22 protein-coding genes and 2 tRNA genes are annotated in these 24,700 nt (G+C 48.7%); 10 read left to right on the forward strand and 14 right to left on the reverse strand.

The window, feature by feature from the left end:
• Window positions 1-98 precede the first annotated feature (98 nt).
• On the forward strand, window positions 99-878 hold the full coding sequence (xth, locus tag AC2D8L_RS05300) for an exodeoxyribonuclease III (protein ID WP_484684396.1): 780 nt from the start codon (window positions 99-101) through the stop codon (window positions 876-878).
• Between the two features lie 7 nt (window positions 879-885).
• Here xth and AC2D8L_RS05305 read toward each other — a convergent pair whose 3' ends face one another.
• The 6 genes from AC2D8L_RS05305 to AC2D8L_RS05330 form a co-directional block, all read right to left on the reverse strand.
• Window positions 886-1,683 carry a tetratricopeptide repeat protein gene (locus AC2D8L_RS05305; protein ID WP_484684397.1) on the reverse strand — a complete coding sequence of 266 codons (798 nt, stop codon included), beginning with the start codon at window positions 1,681-1,683 and terminating at the stop codon, window positions 886-888.
• A complete protein-coding gene (gene ilvD / locus AC2D8L_RS05310) occupies window positions 1,670-3,394 on the reverse strand; it encodes a dihydroxy-acid dehydratase (RefSeq protein ID WP_484684398.1) in 1,725 nt (574 codons plus the stop codon). Before ilvD ends, AC2D8L_RS05305 begins: the two co-directional genes overlap by 14 nt.
• A gap of 342 nt (window positions 3,395-3,736) precedes the next feature.
• Complete coding sequence (locus AC2D8L_RS05315; protein ID WP_484684399.1) at window positions 3,737-6,394, reverse strand: valine--tRNA ligase; 2,658 nt, start codon at window positions 6,392-6,394, stop codon at window positions 3,737-3,739.
• Window positions 6,395-6,517: 123 nt separating this feature from the next.
• Entirely contained in the window at window positions 6,518-7,453 is a 936-nt protein-coding gene (locus AC2D8L_RS05320; protein ID WP_484684400.1) for a DUF2497 domain-containing protein, read from the reverse strand.
• Between the two features lie 127 nt (window positions 7,454-7,580).
• Window positions 7,581-8,933, reverse strand: a complete 1,353-nt coding sequence (locus AC2D8L_RS05325) for a TolC family outer membrane protein (RefSeq protein ID WP_484684401.1) — start codon at window positions 8,931-8,933, stop codon at window positions 7,581-7,583.
• Window positions 8,934-9,107: 174 nt separating this feature from the next.
• Window positions 9,108-9,758, reverse strand: a complete 651-nt coding sequence (locus tag AC2D8L_RS05330) for a protein-L-isoaspartate O-methyltransferase family protein (protein ID WP_484684402.1) — start codon at window positions 9,756-9,758, stop codon at window positions 9,108-9,110.
• Window positions 9,759-9,937: 179 nt separating this feature from the next.
• Here AC2D8L_RS05330 and AC2D8L_RS05335 point away from each other — a divergent pair.
• Window positions 9,938-10,011: transfer RNA gene (locus tag AC2D8L_RS05335), tRNA-Cys, on the forward strand.
• A 262-nt stretch (window positions 10,012-10,273) separates the two neighbouring features.
• Here the strand turns inward: AC2D8L_RS05335 and AC2D8L_RS05340 are convergent.
• Window positions 10,274-11,122, reverse strand: coding sequence for a LysR family transcriptional regulator (locus tag AC2D8L_RS05340; RefSeq protein WP_484684403.1), 849 nt, complete (start codon window positions 11,120-11,122; stop codon window positions 10,274-10,276).
• A gap of 91 nt (window positions 11,123-11,213) precedes the next feature.
• On the opposite strand from AC2D8L_RS05340, the gene AC2D8L_RS05345 reads away from it, so the two are divergent.
• The 4 genes from AC2D8L_RS05345 to AC2D8L_RS05360 all read left to right on the forward strand — a co-directional run bounded on the left by AC2D8L_RS05345 (window position 11,214) and on the right by AC2D8L_RS05360 (window position 13,141).
• Window positions 11,214-11,597 carry a DUF1330 domain-containing protein gene (locus AC2D8L_RS05345; RefSeq protein ID WP_484684404.1) on the forward strand — a complete coding sequence of 128 codons (384 nt, stop codon included), beginning with the start codon at window positions 11,214-11,216 and terminating at the stop codon, window positions 11,595-11,597.
• A 132-nt stretch (window positions 11,598-11,729) separates the two neighbouring features.
• Window positions 11,730-12,323 (forward strand): molybdenum cofactor guanylyltransferase, encoded by a 594-nt coding sequence (gene mobA, locus AC2D8L_RS05350; protein ID WP_484684405.1) that lies wholly within the window; start codon window positions 11,730-11,732, stop codon window positions 12,321-12,323.
• 117 nt (window positions 12,324-12,440) lie between these two features.
• Window positions 12,441-12,516, forward strand: a tRNA-Asn gene (locus AC2D8L_RS05355).
• Between the two features lie 268 nt (window positions 12,517-12,784).
• Window positions 12,785-13,141 carry a thiamine-binding protein gene (locus tag AC2D8L_RS05360; RefSeq protein ID WP_484684406.1) on the forward strand — a complete coding sequence of 119 codons (357 nt, stop codon included), beginning with the start codon at window positions 12,785-12,787 and terminating at the stop codon, window positions 13,139-13,141.
• A gap of 84 nt (window positions 13,142-13,225) precedes the next feature.
• On the opposite strand, the gene cysN is transcribed toward AC2D8L_RS05360, so the two are convergent.
• Complete coding sequence (gene cysN / locus AC2D8L_RS05365) at window positions 13,226-15,142, reverse strand: sulfate adenylyltransferase subunit CysN (RefSeq protein ID WP_484684407.1); 1,917 nt, start codon at window positions 15,140-15,142, stop codon at window positions 13,226-13,228.
• A 2-nt stretch (window positions 15,143-15,144) separates the two neighbouring features.
• Window positions 15,145-16,059, reverse strand: a complete 915-nt coding sequence (gene cysD / locus AC2D8L_RS05370; RefSeq protein ID WP_484684408.1) for a sulfate adenylyltransferase subunit CysD — start codon at window positions 16,057-16,059, stop codon at window positions 15,145-15,147.
• A 423-nt stretch (window positions 16,060-16,482) separates the two neighbouring features.
• Here cysD and AC2D8L_RS05375 point away from each other — a divergent pair, with 423 nt between their 5' ends.
• The 4 genes from AC2D8L_RS05375 to AC2D8L_RS05390 are packed head-to-tail and all read left to right on the forward strand — an operon-like array spanning window position 16,483 to window position 19,140.
• Window positions 16,483-17,532: a cysteine synthase A gene (locus AC2D8L_RS05375; RefSeq protein WP_484684409.1), complete on the forward strand. Its 1,050-nt coding sequence runs from the start codon at window positions 16,483-16,485 to the stop codon at window positions 17,530-17,532.
• Window positions 17,525-18,271, forward strand: coding sequence for an alanyl-tRNA editing protein (locus tag AC2D8L_RS05380; protein WP_484684410.1), 747 nt, complete (start codon window positions 17,525-17,527; stop codon window positions 18,269-18,271). The genes AC2D8L_RS05375 and AC2D8L_RS05380 overlap by 8 nt, the downstream gene beginning before the upstream one ends.
• Entirely contained in the window at window positions 18,272-18,655 is a 384-nt protein-coding gene (locus AC2D8L_RS05385) for a GFA family protein (RefSeq protein ID WP_484684411.1), read from the forward strand.
• Window positions 18,656-18,708: 53 nt separating this feature from the next.
• On the forward strand, window positions 18,709-19,140 hold the full coding sequence (locus AC2D8L_RS05390) for a pyridoxamine 5'-phosphate oxidase family protein (RefSeq protein WP_484684412.1): 432 nt from the start codon (window positions 18,709-18,711) through the stop codon (window positions 19,138-19,140).
• An 8-nt stretch (window positions 19,141-19,148) separates the two neighbouring features.
• On the opposite strand, the gene AC2D8L_RS05395 is transcribed toward AC2D8L_RS05390, so the two are convergent.
• The 5 genes from AC2D8L_RS05395 to AC2D8L_RS05415 form a co-directional block, all read right to left on the reverse strand.
• Entirely contained in the window at window positions 19,149-20,165 is a 1,017-nt protein-coding gene (locus AC2D8L_RS05395) for a transporter substrate-binding domain-containing protein (protein ID WP_484684413.1), read from the reverse strand.
• Between the two features lie 118 nt (window positions 20,166-20,283).
• Window positions 20,284-21,078, reverse strand: coding sequence for an amino acid ABC transporter ATP-binding protein (locus tag AC2D8L_RS05400; RefSeq protein ID WP_484684414.1), 795 nt, complete (start codon window positions 21,076-21,078; stop codon window positions 20,284-20,286).
• A 4-nt stretch (window positions 21,079-21,082) separates the two neighbouring features.
• Entirely contained in the window at window positions 21,083-22,222 is a 1,140-nt protein-coding gene (locus AC2D8L_RS05405; protein ID WP_484684415.1) for an amino acid ABC transporter permease, read from the reverse strand.
• Window positions 22,223-22,233: 11 nt separating this feature from the next.
• Window positions 22,234-23,430, reverse strand: coding sequence for an amino acid ABC transporter permease (locus AC2D8L_RS05410; RefSeq protein WP_484684416.1), 1,197 nt, complete (start codon window positions 23,428-23,430; stop codon window positions 22,234-22,236).
• Window positions 23,431-23,562: 132 nt separating this feature from the next.
• Window positions 23,563-24,585 carry an amino acid ABC transporter substrate-binding protein gene (locus AC2D8L_RS05415; protein ID WP_484684417.1) on the reverse strand — a complete coding sequence of 341 codons (1,023 nt, stop codon included), beginning with the start codon at window positions 24,583-24,585 and terminating at the stop codon, window positions 23,563-23,565.
• Window positions 24,586-24,700 lie beyond the last annotated feature (115 nt).

Raw genomic sequence — 24,700 nt, forward strand, 5'->3', positions numbered from 1 at the left:
ATCTCCCTGAATCGCAGTGACAGCTCAGCACGTATTTGGACGTATGAATAGTTTTAGAGTAGTTGGTGTGGATAAACTTGGGAAATGCGAACAAAATCATGCAAATAGCGACATGGAACATCAACGGAATCAAAGCACGACTTAACGAAGTTGAGTATTGGCTGAAGGAAAACAAGCCAGATCTTGTCTGTTTGCAAGAAATCAAAAGCATCGACGAGAATTTTCCGCGCGAAGTTTTTGAAGACCTTGGCTACAATGTTGAAACACATGGTCAAAAGAGTTTCAACGGCGTTGCACTCTTCTCGTTACATCCATTTGAAGAGGTCAATCGCGGCCTGCCTGGCGACGATAGTGACGAGCAAGCCCGCTTCATCGAATGCGTGATTTCACGGCCAGACGGACCAGTTCGTGTTGCCGGTATTTACCTGCCAAATGGCAATCCGGTCGATACGGACAAATTCCCTTACAAATTGGCTTGGATGGATCGTCTGATTGAATGGACCAAAGATCGCCTAACACTTGAAGAACCACTGATAGTTACTGGTGATTACAACATAATTCCCGAACCGCTTGACACGCATGATCATGATGGATGGTGGGGAGATGCGCTTTATCGCCCCGAAAGTCTGGAGCGTTTTCGGGCGTTGGCGGCCCTGGGGATGACGGATGCGCTTAGAGCAACCAATTCAGAGCAGGCCTATACGTTTTGGGATTTTCAGGCAGGCGCTTGGCGCAAGAATAACGGCATTCGAATTGACCATTTGATGTGTTCGCCTCAAGCCACAGATAAATTACTCAGCGTCGAAGTGCACAAAGAAATGCGCGGGCGCGAAAAACCGTCAGATCATGTTCCGGTAGTTGGGCATTTCGACTTCTAGGCTAACGTTAGCCACCAAATCGAGAGCCAAGGCTATCAGCTGCTGCGATTGCCTGCTGGCGTTCTTCAGGTGTAGCCACTGAAATTGCGCGTTCGTGCAGTTCTGCGATCCAGGGTTCGTCTTCTGTGCCACCCGCGCGGCGGTCAGCAAGTGTGAGCCACATTAGCCCTTCAACAGGGTCAGCAGAAATTCCTTCGCCATTGAACATCATATCGCCCAAAGTTGCTTGCGCAGCGGGATGGCCTTTTCTAGAGGCCAGCGATAACCAACGCGCGCTTTGTAATGGCGAATAGCCAAATTCATTTTCGTCTAGATAGAGCTGGCCGACTTTGTACTGCGCATCTGCATCACCAAAATAGGACGCTGCATGCAGCCAGAGCTTACGCGAAAGTGTGTCGTCAGCTTCCACCCCAGCATCCGGCACGCCTTCGCGGTAATACTCGCCCACTTTCAGAAAACTTTGCGCGACAATATCCGCGCCGACTGACTTTGGCGGCGTATCGGCGTGGCCATCGGCTAGCTCACGGAAATAAAGGAAGGCACGGGCGCGATCCTGCTGCACCCCTTCCCCATTCTCGTACATTGTGCCCAATCGCCAAAGCGCGATTGGTTGTCCTGCTTCGGCAGCCTCCTCCAAGGCTGCCAACAGGTTTTCGTTGGACACTTCTGCATCGCTGTCCCCAAAAAAGGAGAAAATGTTGGTATTGTCCTGTGCGTTGGCACCACCCATAAGGGACAAGCCCCACGGCAATGCCAACACCACGGCAACAAAACAAACAGCAATACGGATGCTAGATGTCCGCATAACACTCCTTCTCGCCCCTTGCGCCGGGATGTGTCAGTGCGCCATAACGCGCAGATCCAACCCCTTGGGCATATTTCCAAATGACACCTGAGCCAAAATTGGTCTCACGTGCTTGCCACTTGTCTTTGCGGGCTTTCAGTTCATCATCGGTCAAGTCGACCGAGATTTCGCCGGTATTGGCGTTGATGGTGATCATGTCGCCATCATTCAAAAGTGCGATCGGGCCGCCAACGGCAGCTTCTGGGCCAACATGGCCGATACAAAAACCGCGGGTCGCGCCAGAAAAACGACCGTCTGTGATCAAAGCTAACTTGTCGCCCATGCCTTGGCCGTAAAGCGCCGCGGTTGTTGCCAACATTTCACGCATACCTGGACCACCTTTTGGTCCTTCGTAACGGATAACAAGCACTTCGCCTTCTTTGTAGTCGCGGTTAGAAACAGCTTTGAAGCACTCTTCTTCGCTGTCAAAGCAACGCGCTGGGCCGGTAAATTCCAATTCGCTCATGCCTGCAACTTTAACAATCGCGCCTTCTGGGGCTAGATTGCCGCGCAAACCAACAACGCCACCGGTTTTCGTAATCGGTTTATCCGCAGGCCAAACAACATCTTGCTTGTCGTTCCATTTAACTTTTTCAAGGTTTTCGGCAATTGTACGGCCAGTAACCGTCATGCAATCGCCGTGCATAAAGCCATTATCAAGCAATGTTTTCATTAGCTGCGGAATGCCACCCGCTTCAAACATGTCTTTGGCTACATAGCGGCCACCCGGTTTCAAGTCCGCGATATAAGGCGTTTTCTTGAAAATCTCAGCAACATCAAACAGATCAAATTCAATGCCCGCTTCGTTCGCAATCGCTGGCAAGTGCAATGCAGCATTTGTTGAACCGCCAGAGGCAGCAACCACGGTCGCCGCATTCTCTAGCGCTTTGCGCGTAACGATGTCACGGGGGCGGATGTTTTTCTTGATCAGCTCCATTACCTGCTCACCGGCGGTGTAGCAGAATTGGTCACGAATTTCGTAAGGCGCTGGTGCACCAGCAGAATATGGCAATGCCAAACCGATAGCTTCAGAAACGGTCGCCATAGTGTTCGCAGTAAATTGCGCACCACATGCACCTGATGATGGACAAGCCACACGCTCTAGCTCTTCCAGATCCTCATCAGAAAAATCACCAACAGAGTGCTTCCCAACCGCTTCAAAAACATCTTGAACAGTTACGGGGTTACCTTTGAAATTTCCCGGAAGAATTGAACCGCCATAAAGGAACACAGATGGTACGTTCAGGCGAACCATCGCCATCATCATACCCGGCAGCGACTTATCACAGCCAGCCAAGCCAACAAGCGCATCATAGCTGTGGCCACGCATGGTCAGTTCCACCGAGTCGGTGATCACGTCACGCGAAACCAAAGACGACTTCATGCCTTGGTGACCCATGGCGATGCCGTCTGTCACGGTGATTGTGGTGAACTCACGAGGCGTACCATTTGCAGCGGCAACGCCTTTTTTCACGAACTGAGCTTGGTGAGCCAACGCGATATTACAAGGCGCAGCTTCGTTCCAGCAGGTTGCAACACCAACGAATGGCTGGTGAATTTGACCACCTGTTAGGCCCATCGCATAGTAATATGACCGGTGCGGTGCCCGTGAAGGCCCTTCGGTTACATGTCGACTAGGTAGATTTTTCTTGTCGATTTTGTTCTCGTCCACTGTTTATTCCTTCCAAGCATCATTGGCGTCAAACCGTTGATCTGTTTTACTTTGCCGACCGCTTGATGCAAGGCACAATTGGGGCAAGACGTACGGTTCTCCGCGCTCCTTGAAGGCTTGAGTGCAGCGCGCCATCCGCCAATGCCGCTGTTATCATGCTTATGCATATGTATTGGGTTAAAAAAATGGCGGCCACATCGTCAAAATGGGGCCGCCAATCACGTTTGAGTGAATTATTGCGTACTGTTGCAATTTTATGACATCTTCCGCGCCGCCGTCGCGAACGGCGTTCGCTTCCCCGGCACCCCCGCCTAAACTTTCATCGCAATGTCGGTGTTTGCACTATCCCAGTCTTGCTAAAGCTGCCTCAACTCGTTCTTTCTTGGCAATTGCATCATCGCGACGTTGTTTTTGGTCGTTCACGACACTCGCTGGTGCTTTGGAAATGAACTGCTCGTTGCTGAGCTTTCTATCAACGCCGTCAATTTCCTTGTCCAACTTGGCCAAATCTTTGCCTAACCGTTCTTTTTCCGCTGAAATATCGATGATGCCGGAAAGCGGCAAACAATATGTCGCTTCGTTCAGCACCAACTGCGCTGCTTCATCCGGAACAGCATCGGCAAATGAAATCTCTTCAATCCGAGCCAAACGTTTGACCATCGCCGCTTGGCTATCAAGGTGCGACTTGGTTTTGTCGTTCGCGCCAACCACAACAAGCGGTGCTTTGATGCTCGCAGGAACGTTCATTTCCACGCGAACGGAACGGATACCGGAGATTAGGTCGATCAACCAGCCCAATTCCTGCTCAGCTTCTTCGTCAACAAGCGCAGCTAATTGTGGCCACTCAGAAATAATCAATTGTTTTTCGCGTTTTGGACCCTGATGTGCAGTTTGCGCCCAAAGCTCTTCTGTCACAAACGGCATAAATGGATGCAAAAGAGCCAAAATCTGATCAAGGGCAAACGCAGCGGTTGCCCGCGTTTCAGCTTTTAACGCTTCATCTTCGCCGTTGAACACAGGTTTGGCTAACTCCACGAACCAATCGCAGAATGTGCCCCAAACAAAGTCATATGCAGCATTTGCAGACTCATTGAAACGGAACGTTTCAATAGATTTTTCAACCTCAGCCACAGCCTTTGCGGTTCGACTCAAGATCCACTTGTTGAGTGCTGAATTTACCGATTTCGGGTCAAAGCCTTCAACGCGGGCGCATTCATTCATTTCAAGGAAACGCGCAGCATTCCAAATTTTTGTTACAAAATTCCGATAGCCTTCAACACGCGAAAGCGACAACCGCAAGTCCCGCCCCTGCGCAGCCATTGCGGCCAAAGTAAAACGTGTTGCATCAGTGCCGTACTCGTCAAACAATACCAATGGATCAATTACATTGCCCTTGGTTTTCGACATTTTCTGGCCGTTCTCATCCCGAACAAGGGCGTGAACGTAAACATTTTCAAACGGCTCTTCGTCCATGAAGTGAAGGCCAAACATCATCATTCTGGCGACCCAGAAGAAGATGATGTCGAACCCGGTGACCAATGTGTTGGTCTGATAATAGGTTTCGAGCTCTTTTGTTTTTTCAGGCCAACCCAACGTTGAAAATGGCCAAAGCGCAGACGAGAACCACGTATCAAGCACGTCTGCATCTCGTTTGAGCGCTGTTGGTGCGCCATAATGCGCATCAGCGGTCGCTTGCGCAGCCTCTGCGCTGTGCTCAACGAACACTTTGCCATCCGGTCCGTACCATGCTGGAATTTGGTGACCCCACCACAATTGGCGTGAAATACACCACGGTTGAAGGTTCTCCATCCAAGCGTAATAGGTATTTTCCCAACTCTTGGGAACGAATTTGGTGCGACCTTCTTTAACGGCTGCAAGAGCAGGTTTCGCGAGAGTTACGGCATCCACATACCATTGGTCGGTCAGATAAGGCTCGATAACGACGAGTTTGGATTTCTCGTCATGTGGTACCGAAATCATTTTATCTTCGACTTCAACAAGCACGCCAAGTGCATCTAGGTCTTTGATGATTTGCTTACGGGCATCAAATCGATCCATGCCGCGATAGGCTTCTGGCGCCTCGTCGTTGATTTTGGCATCCGACGTGAAGATATTGATTTGTTCTAGATTGTTCCGTTTGCCAACTTCAAAATCATTGAAGTCGTGCGCTGGCGTAATCTTCACCGCACCGGATCCCTGCTCAGGATCAGCGTGTTCGTCCGTAACAATCGGAATTTTGCGCCCGGTTAGCGGCAAAACAACCATCTTGCCAACAAGGTGGGTGTAGCGCTCATCTTCAGGATGAACAGCAACCGCAGTATCGCCCAGCATCGTCTCAGGTCGTGTGGTTGCAACGGTGATTGTCTCTTCGCTACCCTCGATTGGATAGCGCAAGTGCCACATATGGCCGTTGATCTCAATGTTCTCAACTTCAAGATCAGAAATCGCTGTCTGCAGAACTGGGTGCCAATTTACGAGACGTTTGTCTTTGTAAATCAATCCTTCTTTATGCAACTGCACGAACACTTTGAGAACAGCTTCAGACATGCCGTCATCCATAGTAAAACGCTGACGGGACCAATCTGCCGATGAACCCAAACGCTTTTGCTGCGAAACAATTGTGTTGCCGCTTTTTTCTTTCCATTCCCAGACTTTTTCCAAGAATTTCTCACGGCCAAGCTCACGGCGACCAGGCGATTGACTTTCCATCAACTGCCGCTCAACAATCATTTGTGTCGCAATACCGGCATGGTCGGTGCCGGGTTGCCATAGAACATTCTTGCCGCGCATACGCTCAAATCGCGCAAGCAAATCCTGAATGGTGAAAGTTAACGCATGACCGACATGCAAATCTCCGGTGACATTTGGCGGCGGCATCGCAATCGTATAGCTCTCAGCGCCTTCTTTGGCGCCCGCGCCTGCCGCGAACAAGTTTTCACTCACCCAGCCTTCGTAAATCCGGTTTTCGACCTCTTTAGGGTCGTAGCTTTTATCGATCATGTGCATAGCCTTTGTCCGCCGCGGCAACAAGGACTGCCCGCAGCTGAAAAACATTCAATCTAGGTGTAAAGCCAAGCGGACGCGCGCTGTCAACAGCGCACGATCAAAATTCGCCCAAATTGGCTATTTGTTGCCGCGTGAGACGCGTTCAATTTCGCGTTGAACCAATTTCTCGACAACGCCGGGCAAGTTTTCATCTAACCAGCCTTTAAGCATCGGGCGAAGCATTTCGCGGATCAGGTCTTCAACCGTTTGGCCACCACCCATTTGCGTCAACGCATCCAATTGTCCAAAAGCACTCTTGGCGGCCGCTTGGGTTGCCGGTTCCAAAAGCTCATCGGACATTTCTGTAGTGAGCGATTTATCTGGCAATGGGCTCTGGGGTTGTTCGAATTCTGCTTGCACAGGTTCTTCAACTTCCACTTCGGCAACGGGATCAGGGTCCAAGACAGCCAGATCAATGTCTCCAGACATCGCATCTAGATCGTCTAAATCAGCCACGTCCAAATCAACAGATTCGACGTCCACGTCATTGAGCATTGCCGCGGCATCATCTTCGTCGCTATCACTAATAAATGCTATATCATCCGGCACAACCAACCCGACATCTTCGGACACGTTGTCGCCAAACTCATTTGCAAATTCCTGCGGGTCCGGCGCGCCGCGCGTCAATGCGGCATCATCAGGTATATCTGGCGTCGCGGCAGCAGGCGCGGTCTCAATCATCATCTCTGGGCTTAAAGCAAGAGGTTCTTCGGCTGGCGCGGGTGCTGCACTTGGCGCATCCTGCGCGATTGGAGCTGGTTCCGCACTGACCATCTGGTCTGCGCTTAGGGACAGCGGCTCTTCTTCAACCATCGGTGCTTGGACTGGCGCAGGTTCAGCCATTTGTACCGGCGCTGCCTGGGGCGTTGGCTCCGCCACCGGTGATGGCGAAGCTGGTGCCGCTTTTGCCGCTGTTGGCTCTTCGGCCACAGCTGGCTCGTCATCAGCGATAATCTGCCTAATTGAAGACAGAATTTCATCCATTGATGGGTCTTTAGACGCTGGTTGATTCATCTTTGCCTCACATTTGTGCGAAGCAACTCTACATCACAAACACGATGCGATTCGCACTAGTTCAGCTTATTGTGATCAAATTGTTCGCGTTAGTCCAGTCGAGCGACAATTCCGCGTTTTCCACCAGTTAGTTGGCTTGATCGCGCAGTTCGCCCCAAATGTCTTCCACGTTTGCACGATACCCATCCGCAGATTGGATCGACACCGGCAGGTGAAGTGACGCCGCATCAAGACGACCGGTTGCAGAAACTAGAGAAAAGGCCGCAACAACTTTATTGCGCTGCGCTGTATAAAGCGCCTCTTTTGCACTCGTAAGCTCCGCACGCGCATTTAGCACATCAAGCGTTGTGCGCTGTCCGACATTTCTTTCTTCAATCACACCATCAAGTGCGATTTGACCAGAACGGACAGATGCATTTGCTGATTCAATCAGAGCGATAGAAGTTTGAAGCCCACCCCACGCAGAAACAACTGATTCTTCTACCTGGTTTACAGTAGACCGAGCATCAACTTCAGCACGAATGTGACTCAAGTTTGCTTTACGTGCCGACGCACCTAATGCACCACCCTGATAAATCGGAATTGCCAACGTCAATCGAATTGACCCTGATGATCCACGAGCAGCAAACCCGCCGCCACAATCGATCGCACAAATCGAGCCAATTAGATCGATTGTCGGGCCAAACGCGCGCAAAGCTGCGTCCGTATTGTAGCTAGCCGCTTCAACTTGAGCCTGGGCCGTTTTGATCGCTGGGTGATTTGCACGCGCTGAACGCAAAGCCTTATCCAGCGAGCGCGGCAGCACGCTGCCAAATTTGAAGTTTGAATTTAGTCCGCTTGGCTTCGTTCCCATCCAACGCACATATGAAGCTTGAGACGTGCGAAGAGAATTAATTGACGACTTGTAGCTGGCAACCGCTTGCGCCAAACGCGCTTGTGCCTGAGCAACATCGATTTTTGTGCCCTCACCCACTTCAAGGCGGTTCCGGGCAGATGAAACTTGGGCGCGCAAGAACTTAACGTTGTCCGCGCGCAGGCTAGCCAAGTTTGTATCGCGTACAACGTCCATATAGGCTGTTGCAGCGGAAAGAAGTACATTTTGTTCTGTATTGCGCAAACCGTGCGTTGCTGCGTCTGCCAAGGCACGCGCTTGGTCAATCTGGGCATTTGTCTTAAGGCCATCAAACAGGCGTTGGTTATATTGCAGATTCACACTACCAGTTCCTGCACCGGTATGCACACCGCCAGAATTTGACCAGCTATACTGGGTTGTGGCTGAAAGGTTGATCTGAGGTCGCATGCCAGATTTGCGCAAAACGATATCTTCTGAAGCCAACTTCACACTAATCAAAGCAGCAGCCATAGACGGGTTGCTTGTGTAGGCCTTTGCCAAAGCATTCGTTAAACTCTCAGCACTCGCAATGCTGGTCATTGCAAGCGACAACGTCGCTGCTGCGATCAAACTCTTTTTTAAAAACACTACTCTAACCCCGACCAATTCCAAGCGCTCACAATATGCATAAAATCACGCAAAAAAGAAAATTAACTTTTCATTAACCTGCGCATATGTACCCGATTGTGTCGCGAAAGCAACACCAACCTACATCCATTTGGTGTGCGGTTGGAGCGTTTCAAGTCTGCTTGGTAAATAAACTTATAAACTGAATTCTGACCGCTTCGTAAAAGCCAAAAGATGTGGCACTGAAGCGTTGAAAACTTCACGCCGGGATAGGCCGCCATCCGACTTTGTATAAAGGATTGCGGTGTCAACACCATCAACTGGTTCAACGCAAACAATGCGCCCGCCATCGGCTAACTGCTTTTTAAGGCTGTCTGAAACAAAATCTACAGACCCTTCAACAAAAATTACGTCAAAGGGGCCCTCTTTAGAAAAACCGGCATCCAATTTACTCTGCATGACAGCTACGTTGCCGATGTCTAAATCCGCAAGAATTTCCGTCGCGGTTGCTACCAATGTTTCATCGTCATCAATCGCCACAACTGAACTTGCAAGCCCCGCCATAATGGCTGCAGAATACCCACTGCCACAGGCAACATCTAAAACAACATCAGACTTTTGAATGTCAGCAAGCTGGATCAATTGTGCAACCCGCATCGGCGAAAGCATCTTGCGATCAGCGCTAAGCGAAAGATGTTCATCCAGATAAGCCAGTTCGCGCAAATCAGTAGGCACAAAATTTTCGCGTGGCACTTCACCCATGATTTGAATAATTTCAAAATCTGTAACTGAGTTCGGCCGAACTTGGCAGTCCACCATTGCTGTACGCGCGCGCTGAAAATCCATTTCACGTTCCTTTAGGGGTTGCACCTTATCAAGTTCAATATCTTTCTATTTGGGGATATGCAAGCGAGGGAATTTCCAAATTTGTGGGTTTTTCGACTTCAGATCGTCTCTTTACAAAATTTGTACTCAACATTTGCTTGAAACCAGTTTGGGTTTGGTATAGCAACGCAACTCATTGAGGCCACGTGGCGGAGTGGTGACGCAGCGGATTGCAAATCCGTGTACCCCGGTTCGATTCCGGGCGTGGCCTCCAGATTTTCAAAAATGCTCAATAAATTCAGTGCTAATTGTGCCACGTGCTTACTTTTTGAACGGCGCGCCCAATTACCTGACTGCAATCACACCCGGCGGAGGCCAAAGCTCCATAGTTTGCAATCTCAACATAAACTCTTGACCATGTCGTTTTTGATGATTGCAGACGTTTTCGTATCTTGAGCGGCACGTCATCCTGACTGTTTCAATCCAATTGTTTACTCGTGAGCATCGAATCGGGGAATTTCAGACCGGACTGCAATTTACAACAATGGTGTCAGTCTGGCGTGTAGTGCCTGCATCACAAGCCGAATTCTTTGCAAGTTACGTTGTTCATGCAAACATCCGATGATCAATTGGTATTTTTCCGCTGAAGTATCCTTAGAGCAAGCAATCAGGCGTTCATCTCGATCACCTAAGAAACGCGGCAAAATTCCTGCTCCACCGCAAGTTAAGATCAGTTCCCGGGTTGGGATTACGCCGTCAATCGCAGCAATTATTTTGGCCTCAGGGTATTCTTCTAGAACAATTTTGGGGAGCTTGGTTTCGCCCGCATGGGTCCAGAATGTTTCAATTGGCCCAGTGTCCGCCTTGCGGCGATAGAGTGCAAACCGAACCGCGCCCAGGCTTTTTGTATGTAAGACTTGGGTTGGGTCACGGCCAATTCGCAACACAATATCGGCCTCATATTTTGACAGGTCAGCAAGTTGGTTCGAGGTGCTAATCTCTAAAAACACTTCAGGAAGCTCGGAAATCAACGCGTTAAACTGAGAGGCGAATGCGGTCAAAACATGTTCTGAGGTCGCAATACGAACCCGACCAAATTTGCGGCGGTTCGCTGCATCCTCTGGACGCAAATTACTCAATTCCTGCTCGGCACGTTCCGCAAACGCCAAAATCTTGCGTCCATGGTCCGTCGGCAAGAGCTCACCTGCTAGTCGTTCAAAAATAAGTGCACCCAGATCGGCCTCCAGCCGTTCCAAACGACGAGCGACTGTCGTGCGGTCGATACCAAGAGAACGAGCCGCGCCTGAAAGGGATTTGTGCCTTAACAGTGCCAATAAAATCGGTACGTGTGCCCAAGGCAAATCACGATGTGCATTTTTGCTCATAGACGGGCAATACTTCGCGTTGTTTTGCAATTTTGCATGGCATATTTACTTTTCCCGTGAGTTCAATACAACCAAAAAAGGTGCAAAACACATGAAAAGAATATTCAACTCGGTTATTTTAACAACGGCACTCGTAGCCGGCTCGATCACATCAGCTCTTGCAGATCCTGTTTATATGATCGCTCAGATCCAAATCGAAGACCAAGAGAAATATTTCAGCGGATATGGCGCGGCAGTAGCGCCAATTGTTTTAAACACTGGCGCTAAAGTGCTGGTCGCCACGCCCACGGTTGAAACCTTGGAGGGTGAATGGAATGGCAATTGGACCGTTGTGATTGAGTTCCCGAATGAAGAAGCGGCGTTGCAGGATTGGTACAATTCAGACGCCTATACCGAAGTAAAAAAACTTCGCCTAAACACAACGTCACTAGGAAACCTCGTCATTGCACCTGGTTTCGTTCCACCTGTCCAATAATCGTAGCTGCATAACAGCTTTATTAACGAACCAAACCGCCCCGAATGATTTTCGAGGCGGTTTTTCGGCATTTCAAATTTGATTTGGCCGCATTTGTCTGACATTGATTTATGCCAAGCGGGTGGAAACAACATGAAAATTTTTGCAACCATATTGGCTGGCGGCGCAGGACAGCGGTTAGGCGGCGTCGACAAATCATCTGTGCGACTAGGTAAGTCAACATTAGTTCAAAAATTGAAAAGCAAACTAAGTGCACAGGTTGATGCAGTCGCTCTTTCATCAAGAACATCCATAAATCCTGCATCAAACGATTTCCCGGTACTCGGTGATCCGTTCGATCCTCAAATCGGACCACTTGGCGGGATTTATGCGGGTTATTTGTGGGCTGTTGAATTGGCATCACAAATGGATGAGAATGCGCTTCTGGTCGCTCCAGTGGATACACCATACTTTCCAAAAGACTTTTGCGCGCGCACCACATCCTTGCTTGCAAGCTATGACGTAGTTGTGGCGCGCTATGGCGATCAAGAATACCCAACATGTAGTCTATGGCGTCTAGAAGCTGCGAAAAACATTGCAAATTCGCGCCCACAAAGCGCAAATAACTCGATCCGAAATTATTTGGACAGTTTGAATGTAGCCCATCTGGATTTTGCGCTGTTTTACGAAACTGACCCGTTTAAGAATGCTAACAATATGAGCGACTTACTCGCATTGGATGCGTGAAAATTCGAATTCGCTGATATCGGACAAAAAAGTTCGCAAAAATTAAAAAAGGGTCTTGGCAAGTCATCTCACATCAGGTAAACCCCGTCTCACCTGATCATCAGGTTGTTGTGATGATCCCCAGTAGCTCAGTTGGTAGAGCAAGCGACTGTTAATCGCTTTGTCGCAAGTTCGAGTCTTGCCTGGGGAGCCACACACATTTCAAACACCCCAATCATCATTGAGTGCACGCGATTGCGTCAGCTTTTCAGCTGATAATGTGTTGATTTTGAATGGTTTTGTGCTTAGCACGCATGTCCCACAACCTGCCTCTTGGACGCCCCGATCTAATTTAAACTGGGAAAAGTTTGGCCTGTCATTCCAAGAAGCTTCCGAATATTAGTTCCGTGAAATTGAACTACAACGTGACCGACGCGGACCGTTTGGCGCGTGAGCCATTGGAAATTTGCAAGGACAATTGAATGACACAAATTTCATCCGACGACACTGAAGTATATTTGGCGTTCCAAGTCATCCCACGCGTTCGAGAAGGCAACAATTTTGAAGTGGTCGACCGGGCCATCGACGTTGTGAAAGAATCAGGTGTCACCTTTCAAGTCGGTGCGATGGAGACGACGATGAAGGGCGACTTGGACCAGCTGTTGGACATCGTGAAAAATGCCCAACAGGCTTGCCTTGATCATGGTGCTGTTGAAGTCATCACCAACATCAAAATCCACACGACAACGCCTGACGCGCACGACACATTCTGCACCTATCACCGCGGCGCAACTCCAGCCAACGCTATGTTTGTTCCCAGAGACATTGCTTCTGAATAGTCGCTGTAAAAATGAAAAAAGGCGGCCCAACGGCCGCCTCAAATCAATCAGTTTTATATTGTGATTTCGTCAAATACGTTAGATCTACAAAGCCCGATATTGATGCCCTTCAAACATCAAGTCATAAAGCTCGTTCGCGAGCGCTACTGGCTCTTTTTCTGCCGTGTTGAGCGTGATGTCGGCATGTTCTGGTGCTTCAAACGGCGAATCTATGCCTGTGAAGTTTTTGATTTCGCCTTTTTTCGCCCGCGCATAGAGACCTTTGGGGTCACGCTCGGCACAGACCTCAATCGGTGTGTTTACGTAAGCCTCGATGAATTCGATGTCACCGGCCACTTCTCGCGCTAGTTTGCGCTCGTTCTTGAACGGTGAAATGAATGATACCAACACGATTAGTCCTGCATCAGCCATTAGCTTTGCGACCTCTGCAATACGGCGAATATTTTCAACTCGATCCTCATCCGAAAAGCCTAGATCTTTGTTGAGGCCGTGACGGACATTGTCGCCATCCAGAATATAGGTGTGCTTGCCTTCCGCTGCGATGCGTTTTTCGAGCAAGTTTGCTACCGTCGATTTTCCTGAACCAGACAGGCCAGTAAACCACACGATTTTGGGCGACTGGCCCTTCATTTCTGATCGTGTTTTGCGGTTTACATCGAAATCTTGATAAGTGAGGTTTTGCGCGCGGTTCAACCCAAACTCAACCGTTCCCGCGGCCAGCGTGGCGTTGGACAAACGATCAATCAGGATAAACCCACCCGTAGTGCCATTTTCACCATATGGATCAAATGAAATTGGCTTGTCGGTCGAAAATGTCACCGTACCCACTTCATTCAGGTCAAGGTGTTGCGTGGCACTCTCTTCAAGGCTGTTGACGTCGGTTTTGAATTTTATGGCTGTAATGGTCGCGGGCACCAATTGCGTGCCGATTTTGACCAAATAAGAACGCCCAGCAATCGCCCGCTCTTCGTTCATCCAAACAAGTTGCGCCTGAAACTGATTTGAAAATTCGGGAATCGCGCCAGGTGTAGAAAGTGTGTCACCTCGGGAGATATCAACTTCCCTGTCCAGCACAAGCGTTACCGCCTGCCCTGCGACGGCCACGTCTAGATCGCCGTCCATCGTGACGATCCGGCTGACCTTTGCTGGCTTGCGCGAAGCGGCAATCAATATGTCGTCACCCGGTTTAACGCTGCCCCCTGCAACGGTGCCCGAAAAGCCACGAAAATCAAGACTTGCCCGATTTACCCATTGCACGGGAAAGCGGAACGGCCTTTCCGTTTTGTCTTCTGTGACATCAATTTCTTCCAGGTAAGGCACCAACTGCGGGCCGCGATACCAATCCATCGCTTCGCTCTTATTGACGATGTTGTCGCCTTTAAGCGCTGACACAGGAATCGTTACGAGAGATTTAAAGCCCAACTGACCTGCAAATTCGCGATATTCAGTTTCAATCCGGTCAAAGACTTCTTTGTCATAATCGACTAGGTCGATTTTGTTGACCACCGCCACAACGTGCTTCACGCCAATAAGCGACAGGATAAAACTGTGGCGACGGGTTTGGGTCAACAGGCCTTTACGCGCATCGATCAACACAATGGCGACATCGGCGTTCGATGCGCCCGTTGCCATGTTGCGGGTATATTGTTCGTGGCCCGGAGTATCGGCCACGATAAACTTGCGCTTGTTTGTCGTGAAGAAGCGATAGGCAACGTCAATGGTGATGCCCTGCTCCCGCTCAGCCGTCAGACCGTCAACCAATAGTGAAAAATCGATACCTTCATCGCCGGTGGTGCGGTTATGGCTTTCTTTTTGCAAAGCGGCCAACTGATCATCAAGGATCAACTGACTATCGTAAAGCAGACGGCCGATCAGCGTTGATTTGCCATCATCAACAGAACCGCAGGTCAAAAACCGCAAAAGGCTCTTATTGGTTTGTTGGCCAAGCCAACTATCAACATCTAATGCGTTGTTCTTAAGGACATTTTCGGAAACAGGCATGATCAAAAATATCCTTCTTGTTTTTTCTTTTCCATCGAACCGGCTTGATCGCTATCGATCAAACGCCCTTCTCGCTCAGAAGTTGTCGAGGCATTCATTTCCATAATAATTTCAGGCAAAGTCGCCGCATCAGATCTAATTGCGCCGGTCAACGGATAGCAGCCAAGTGTGCGGAACCGCACCATTTCTTCGCGCGGCACTTCGCCCTCATTTAGCGGCATCCGGTCATCATCGACCATGATCAAGGTGCCAGACCGTTCAACAACCGGGCGTTTCTTGGCCATGTAGAGCGGCGGGATTTCAATGCCTTCTGAATAGATATAGGTCCAAATGTCCAACTCGGTCCAATTGGACAATGGAAAGACCCGCATGCTTTCACCGGGAGCCAGCCGTGTGTTGAAAACCCGCCAAAGTTCAGGACGTTGGTTTTTTGGGTCCCACGCATGGCTCGCATTGCGATGTGAAAATATGCGCTCTTTGGCCCGTGATTTTTCTTCGTCCCGCCGCGCACCACCAATTGCGGAATCATATTGCCCGGCGTTGAGTGCTTGCCGAAGCGCTACCGTTTTCATGATGTCGGTATAGCGTGACGAGCCGTGGTCGAACGGGTTGATATTGTCCGCTTTGCCCTCTTGGTTTGTATGGGTGATGAGATCAAACCCATGCTCCTCGGCCATGCGATCACGAAAAGCGATCATTTCCTTAAACTTCCAAGTCGTATCGACATGCAGTAAAGGAAACGGGATTTTGGAGGGGAAAAAGGCTTTGCGCGCTAGGTGCAACAAAACACTCGAATCTTTGCCAATCGAATACATCATTACAGGCCGCTCAAAGCTGGATGCAACTTCGCGAAAAATCTCGATGCTCTCTGCTTCAAGCGCTTGAAGGTGGGAGAGTGTTTTTTGTGTGGCCGACATGATGGCTCCGAATGGGCTTATGAACTCGACGCCTAAAATAGGCCGCGCGTCGCCCCAAAACAATCTGATAAATCAGTAGTTTACCGCCATAAAGTCTGAGATTTTGTCAATCTGATCTTCTGTAAACATCCATATTTGCCCGAAGGGAGAATGGCGAAATCTAATTGTCATGAATGCCCAAATTGAAGCAAAGTTTTTCACTTCTCGCCAATTCGGTAACACAGGCAATGTCAAGGCACGCAAGTATTTGTCGGCCCCAATCAATTCAATTAGGAGAATTCCATTCGCTGCTATTTAACAATTGCTAGATCAGTTTGCTGCCAATTTTGCCAATTGGGAAAAGCCTTTGTTTTTCACCTGTTTGTGGCTTGAGAAACCGTTTGTTGAGACCTAATATTTGTGCAACGTTAAAAGGAATGAATCATGACGAAGCACACAAACGTTTTGGACGCCATTGGCAACACGCCGCTAATCAGGCTCAACGCTGTTTCCGAGGCGACTGGTTGCGAAATCTGGGGCAAGGCCGAGTTCTTGAACCCGGGCCAATCCGTTAAAGACCGTGCAGCACTTTATATTATCCGTGATGCGGAAAAACGCGGCCTGTTGCGCCCAGGCGCGACAATTGTTGAAGGCACAGCAGGCAATACCGGCATTGGTCTTTCAATGGTTGCCAATGCGTTGGGCTATAAATCTGTTATCGTTATTCCAGATACACAAAGTAAAGAGAAGAAGGACAGCATTAAGCTTGCTGGTGCGACGCTTATTGAAGTCCCTGCCAAGCCATATAAAAACCCAAACAATTATGTTCGGTTGTCTGGCCGTTTGGCGGAACACTTAAATAATGAACTTCCCGAAGGTGCCGTTTGGGCACAGCAGTTTGATAATGTGGCCAATCGTCAGGCACATATTGAAACAACAGGTCCAGAAATTTTTGAACAGACCGGTGGCAAAGTCGATGGCTTTATTTGCGCGGTTGGTTCGGGCGGCACGCTCGCGGGCGTTGCCCATGCCCTTAAAGAACGTAACAAAGACATTCAAATCGGCATTGCAGACCCTGAAGGTGCAGCTCTTTATAGCTACTATAAAACAGGCGAATTCGCTTCGACTGGCTCTTCAATCACCGAAGGCATTGGCCAAGGCCGCATTACGGCGAACTTGGATGGGCTAACACCAGATCACGCCTATCAAATTCCGGATGCCAAAGCCCTGCCCTATATTTACGACTTGCTCGAGAAAGAAGGCCTGTGCCTTGGCGGATCAAGTGCAATCAACATTGCAGGTGCAGTGAAGCTGGCCAAAGAAATGGGCCCGGGCAAAACCATTGTCACAGTGCTTTGTGACTATGGCAATCGCTACCAAACAAAACTCTTCAACAAAGATTTCTTGAACTCTAAGGGCTTGCCAGTACCTGCATTTTTGGACAACAGTTTGGATATCGATATTCAATCTGTATTGGCAAGTGATGATGGATAATAGCTCACAGAGCACAGAATTTCTTTTTCGTAGCGATAGCTACCTAAATACAGTTGCCGCCAAGGTCGTTGATATAAACGAGCTCGGCGGCATTTTGTTGGATCGCACCAACTTCTACGCCACGTCTGGCGGCCAGCCAGGTGATATTGGATTTTTGGAGACTGCGTCCGGCGACAAAATCAAAATTGCGACGACCATTCATCCGGATGGCGACAAAAACTTGATTGTGCATGTCCCGGCTGAGGGACCGGCCACGCTTAATGTTGGCGATGAAATCACTTGCCATATCGACTGGGAAAATCGCTATAAGCTAATGCGCATGCACACAGCATTGCATTTGCTCTCCGTCGTCATCCCGCTTCCCGTTACCGGCGGTTCGATTGGTGCTGAAAAAGGTCGGCTGGATTTTCAAATGCCCGAGCCTCCTGAAGATAAAGAGGCGCTAGCCGCCGAACTTAATGCGCTCATTGATCGTGAGCTTGATGTCACTGAGGAGTGGATCACAGAGGCTGAGCTTGAAGCGAACCCCGAACTTGTCAAAACCATGGCTGTGAAGCCGCCTGTCGGCCAAGGTAAAATCCGCATGATCCGGATAAGCGATGGCGGGGAATCGATTGATTGGCAGCCCTGTGGCGGCACTCATGTGGCCAATACGCGTGAAATTGGCCGAATGCGGTTTGGTAAGGTTGAGAAAAAGGGCAAAATCAACCGGCGCGTCGCGATTCACTTCGATAGTTAGATGGAAAAACGATATCAAGGCGCATGCCATTGCGGTGCCGTTCAGTTTGAAGTTTCGACATCGCTTGAACGCGTCACATCTTGCAACTGCTCCTTGTGCAGGAAAAAGAATGCTGTGATGACGGCGGTTCATGAGAGTAAGTTTGAGCTTGTTTCCGGTGAGGAAAACCTTAGCTGTTACACTTGGAACACCAAAGTCGCACAGCACAATTTTTGCTCAAAATGCGGCATCTACACATTTCATCGAAAACGCTCGATGCCAGACCATTTCGGCGTGAACGTCCACTGCCTCGACGGGTTGGACGTCGGTTCGCTCAATATTGAAAAGGTCGACGGCATTTCTATGAGTTTGGTTGATGAGAAAACCAGTGGAGACGAGCAATAAAAACGCCCATAAATCCAATTAACGACGAGGCAATCGAGCTGGTTAAACGGCTGATGTCATTGGACTTTGGCGTCCTCGCTTCTACACAAGAAAATGGGCAGCCATATGCAAGTCGGATCGGTCTCGCATTGGCAAACCAGAACACACCGATGACGTTGATCTCAGATTTGGCTCATCATACTGGCGGATTGCGCGCCCAAAGCAAATGCTCGATCTTGCTGGGTGACGTTGGGGCGAAAGGCGATGCGCTCACGCAGGCGCGCGTGAGTCCGGTTTGCGAAGCTCACTTTATCGAACAAGGCACAAAGGAAGATGCTGAATTGCGCCAAAGTTTTATCGCACAACGGCCAAGTTCAAAAGTCTATGCGGGGTTCGCAGATTTTCATGTGGTTATGTTTGAGATATTGCGGGCTGATTTAAATGGTGGGTTTGGCAAAGCATATCAGTTTTCCGCCGAGGAATTTCAGGCAGCAATCATCGATTAACTTACTGGCTACCTGATCGGCGGCGCGTACATCAATCCGCCGCGAATCCACAGCTCATTCTGACCGCGGGCAATATCCAGACCGGATTCTTTGCCTAAATTCCGGCTATACATTTCACCATAATTGCCGATGCCGCGAACAATATCTTGTGCCCACGTATTAGGTATGCCCAATGGCGAACCAAACTCACCGTCTAGGCCAAGCAGGCGGCGCACCTTCGGATTTTTGCTTTCGACCATCGTGTCAACATTGCGAGAATTGACGCCCAATTCCTCAGCATTGATCAATGCAAACAAAGTCCAGCGAACAACATCCTGCCAACGATCATCATCCGCGCGAACAACTGGTCCCCATGGCTCGTTTGAAAGGCGTTCAGGCAATATCCGGTGTTCAGATTCGTCCAAATCTTCAATCAACATTGCCTGCAATATGCTCGCCGGAGCCGTCACAACGTTACAAAGTCCAGCTTCATAGGCGACGCGCAGGTCTGCAAACTCTTCGTAATATGCTTCTTTGTAAGAAATTTGGTGCTCAAAAAAGTAACGTTCGAGATTTGATTGTTCCAATGAACCGATGACAGCACATGCAGTCACATCAGTAAGCTGAATGGCAGAAACAACGCCCATTGCCTCTGGAACCATAAGCGCTTGGCCGTCAAAATAAGAAATGCCAATATTCTGAACGCCAAACTGGGTGTCCCGCGACATGGTCCAGTAGGTGTTGCGGGCAAGCAAGTCTACTTCACCGCTTTGCAGCGGAGCGATGCGGCTAGAGCCTTTAAACTCGACGAACTCCACGCGATTGGCGACACCGAAAACCGCGGCAGAAACAGCGCGACAAAGATCGACATCGAACCCGCTCCACAAACCGTCTTCAGACTTTTCTGAAAAGCCTTTGTGACCCTCCGTGGCACCACATCGAACGGCACCACGTTCTAGCACGTCATCCAGCGTGTCAGAATATGCCGCGCTGCTTTGCACCACAGTTGCGAGAACTAATGCTATGAATACACGGAGACGGTTCACTTATCCCTCTTAAGATTTGAGCGGCCGAAAGGGCCGCTCAAATTGTTTGTAAATCAAATATAATTCCTAAGCAATTGAAAGCCCCTCATTTTTATGAGGGGAATTCAATTTTTCTCAACTAATGGAGAATTTGGCTCAAGAACAATTTTGTACGTTCATGTTGTGGATTGTCGAAGAAGTTATCCGGATCATTCTGCTCAATAATTTGACCTTGATCCATAAAGATAACGCGGTTGGCAACCTGACGTGCAAAACCCATTTCGTGGGTAACACACAGCATGGTCATGCCCGTTTCCGCCAAGTTCACCATAACTTCCAGCACTTCTTTGATCATTTCGGGATCAAGTGCTGAAGTTGGTTCATCGAACAACATGATGTTTGGGTTCATGCATAGTGAACGGGCAATCGCCACACGCTGTTGCTGACCACCGGACAATTGACCGGGGAACTTATCCGCCTGCTCAGGAATTTTCACTTTTTCAAGATATTCCATCGCAGTTGCTTCGGCCTCAGCCTTTGGAATGCCGCGTACCCACATTGGAGCAAGTGTACAGTTTTCCATAATGGTGAGATGCGGGAACAGGTTAAAGTGTTGGAATACCATACCCACTTCACGACGAACTTCGTCAATCCGCTTCAAATCGCTGGTCAACTCGATCCCATCAACAATGATTTCTCCTTGCTGATGTTCTTCCAGGCGATTTATACAACGAATGAGCGTTGATTTGCCGGAACCAGATGGCCCCGCAATAACAATCCGCTCACCTTTCATGACCTTCAAATTGATGTCTTTGAGGACGTGAAAGTCGCCATACCACTTATTCATGCCGTTGATTTCTACCGCCACGTCCGTGTCGGACACCGTCATTTTTGAGCGGTCAACTTTCATGTCGCTTGCTGTTACATCTGACATATTTTTACTCCTTATGCCCGGTATCTAGCCGGCGTTCCATGTACATGGAATAACGCGACATACCGAAACAGAATACCCAGAACATTGCGGCTGCAAATAAGTAGCCGGTTGTCGCCTGGTGAGGTGATTTCCATTCAACTTGTGCTGTTGTTGCTTGTACCGTGCCTAAGAGATCAAATAGACCCACAATCGACACCAAAACCGTGTCTTTGAACAAGGAAATAAAGTTATTCACGATGCCCGGAATAACGATCTTCAATGCTTGAGGCAGGATAATGAGGTACATAGATTTGAAATAATTCAAACCCAATGCATCTGCAGCTTCATATTGTCCTTTTGGCAATGCCTGCAACCCGCCCCGAACGACTTCCGCCATGTAAGCAGCGGAAAATAGCGAAACACCAACAAGCGCACGAAGTAGCTTGTCGATTGTGGTTCCTTCAGGCAGGAACAATGGCAACATTACTGAAGCCATGAACAGTACTGTAATAAGTGGTACAGCACGCCAAAGTTCAATGAAGGCAATACATACATACTTCACAAATGGCATATGCGAACGTCGCCCTAGCGCCAAAACGATGCCAATTGGCAACGAAGCAACGATACCAACAGTTGCGATGATCAATGTAATGGTCAAACCACCCCATTTACCGGTCGGAACTGGTTCAAGGCCAAACATGCCGCCATTTAGCAGGATGAATGTCGCGATTGGCAGCAAAATAAAGAATGCAATCGCGGAAAGCCCCTTATACGGCAAATCTGGCCATAGAAGTGGTACCAAAGTGACAATACCAAGCAAGAAACAAATGTTTACGCGCCAATATTCTTCGGAAGGGTAGAACCCATAGATGAAGAAATTGAACCGGTCGGCAACGTAAATCCAGCAAGCACCTGCTTCTTCTGTCCGGCAAGCTTCGATTGTGTTTTCAACCGACCATGGGAAGACAGCATGGGTCACAAGGAAATTGAAAATTGGCGGGATAAACCATGCCAAAAATACAACGCCAATAATCGTCATGATTGAATTTGGAATGTCCGAGAACAAGTTCTCACGCAACCAACCCGCGACACCTTTATTCGATATCGGCGCCGGCTGCTCTGTTAACATCTTGTCACGAACGTAGGTAAAACTATTATCAGTCATATTCGTTCTCCCTATCGCTCACTTAGCGCAATGCGCGCATTGTACCAGTTCATAAACACAGAAGTGAGCAATGAAAGCGTTAGATAAACGGCCATTGTCATAAAGATCACTTCCACAGCCTTACCTGATTGGTTAAGCGCTGTGCCCATAAACACGTTCACGATGTCTGGATAACCAATTGCCACAGCTAGTGACGAGTTCTTGGTCAAGTTCAGATATTGGCTTGTTAATGGCGGAACGATCACCCGCATTGCTTGCGGAATAATCACCAAGTTTAAGCGATCTGAATTTTTCAACCCCAGCGATTGGGCAGCTTCAGTTTGCCCAGTGTTAACCGCCAAAATGCCAGAACGAACTGTTTCTGCAATAAATGCAGCAGTGTAGATCACCAAGCCAAACAGTAGCGCCACGAACTCAGGCGGAATTTGAATGCCACCTGCGAAGTTGAACCGCTCTAGAACTGGATAATCCAAATTGATCTGCGCACCGACAATGAACCATATAATGGTTGGCACAACGATAAGCGCAGCAATAAATACCGGCACAAACGGAAAGCGTTGACCAGTTTTTTCCTGACGAATCCGTGCCCATCGATTGAGAAAATAGCCCCCAATGATGGTCGCCAAAATGGCGAGCTGAACCCAAAGGAACGCATCATTTGGATTTGGATCGGGTACATACAAACCACGGTTGTTCAAATAGACCGAACCCGTGATCATTTCCAAGCTGTTCTTAACCGAAGGCATTGTCTTAAGCACTGCAAAGTACCAGAAGAACAATTGTAGCAACAATGGAATGTTGCGAAACACTTCAATGTAAACTGTTGCCAAACGCGCGATGATCCAATTGCTGGAAAGCCGTGCGACACCGATAATAAACCCGAGAATTGTTGCGAGAATAACACCGATAATTGACACCAATAAGGTGTTCAAAATACCAACAACAAATACGTCGAAATATGTCGACGACCTGTCATATGGAATTAATGAAAACCCAATATTAAAGCCTGACGTAATCCCCAAAAAGTCAAAGCCAGTTGTTTTGTTTTGAGCTTGAAGGTTTGTTACTGTGTTATTAAATATCCACCATCCGAAAACGACTAGACCAATCAGAAGCAAAATTTGAAATGCGTATGATCGGAACTTTGGGTCGTATATCAGTGATGTAGCGCTGCGCTTTTGCTGCAGCTGTTCCTGACTTTTAGCCATAGCTACCCTATTTGTTTTTGTTGAGTAGTCTCTCTCTGAATTTCACCAATCAGAGATGGCGGGCAACTTGCCCTCCCCCTTATAAAAACGGCCCGGCGTCAATGGACGTCGAGCCGCTAATCACGAATTCGCTTAGCGAACTGGTGGTGAGTACATTAGGCCACCGCGTGTCCAAAGATCATTAACTGATCCTGCACGTACAATGCCCACCGGTGTATTTTCACCAACGTGACGCTCGTAGATGTCGTTGTAGTTACCTACGTGCTTGATTACTTTGTAAGCCCAGTCTGTTGAAAGACCGATTGCTGTACCAAAGTCACCCTCAACACCTAGCAAACGACGAACGCCTGGGTTCTCTGAACCTAGCATATCATCAACGTTTGCTTGGCTAACACCAAGTTCTTCAGCTTCTAGAAGCGAGAAGTAAACCCAACGTGTTACGTTGAACCAAAGGTCGTCACCTTGACGTACTGATGGGCCCAAAGGCTCTTTAGAAATGATTTCTGGAAGAATCATGTTCTCATCAGGATTTGCAAGTGACAAACGCTCAGCTGCAAGTGCAGATGAATCTGTTGTGAACACGTCACAACGACCATCGTCATAAGCTTTCACAACTTCGTCTTGATCTTCAAACACAACAGCATTGAAATCCATGCCGTTTGAAGAGAAGTAGTCAGCAGCGTTCAGTTCAGTTGTTGTACCTGCTTCAATACAGATCGCAGCGCCTGAAAGCTCAGTTGCTGAAGCAACACCTAGGTCCTTACGAACCATGAAGCCTTGACCGTCATAGAACATGGTGCCCGCGAAATCGATACCAAGGTTGGTATCACGGCTCATTGTCCATGTTGTTGTACGTGAAAGAACATCAATTTCACCTGAAGAAAGCGCTGTGAAACGCTCTTTAGATGTCAATGGTGTAAAGCGAACAGCTTGCGCATCATCAAAGATGGCAGCGGCCATGGCGCGACAGAAGTCGACATCCAAGCCAGCCCATTCATTGTTGCCGTCTGGTGCAGCAAAACCTGGAGTACTTGGTGATACACCACACTGCAGGTAACCTTTAGCAGTTACGTCTTCTAGTGTGTCTGCGAATGCAGCTGAAGCTGAAAGCCCCAACGCTGCTCCGAGAGCGAGTGTTACGAGTTGTTTCTTCATAACGTTGCCTTTTTCCTAACCCTTTTTTTATTTTGTGACGCTTTCCCCTCCAAAGTTCAGGCGTCACTACCAAAATGGCACTTTTGTCCATTATGGTAGATCCAATGGAAAAGGG

This window comes from Maritalea sp. YIW29, from assembly GCF_057219265.1.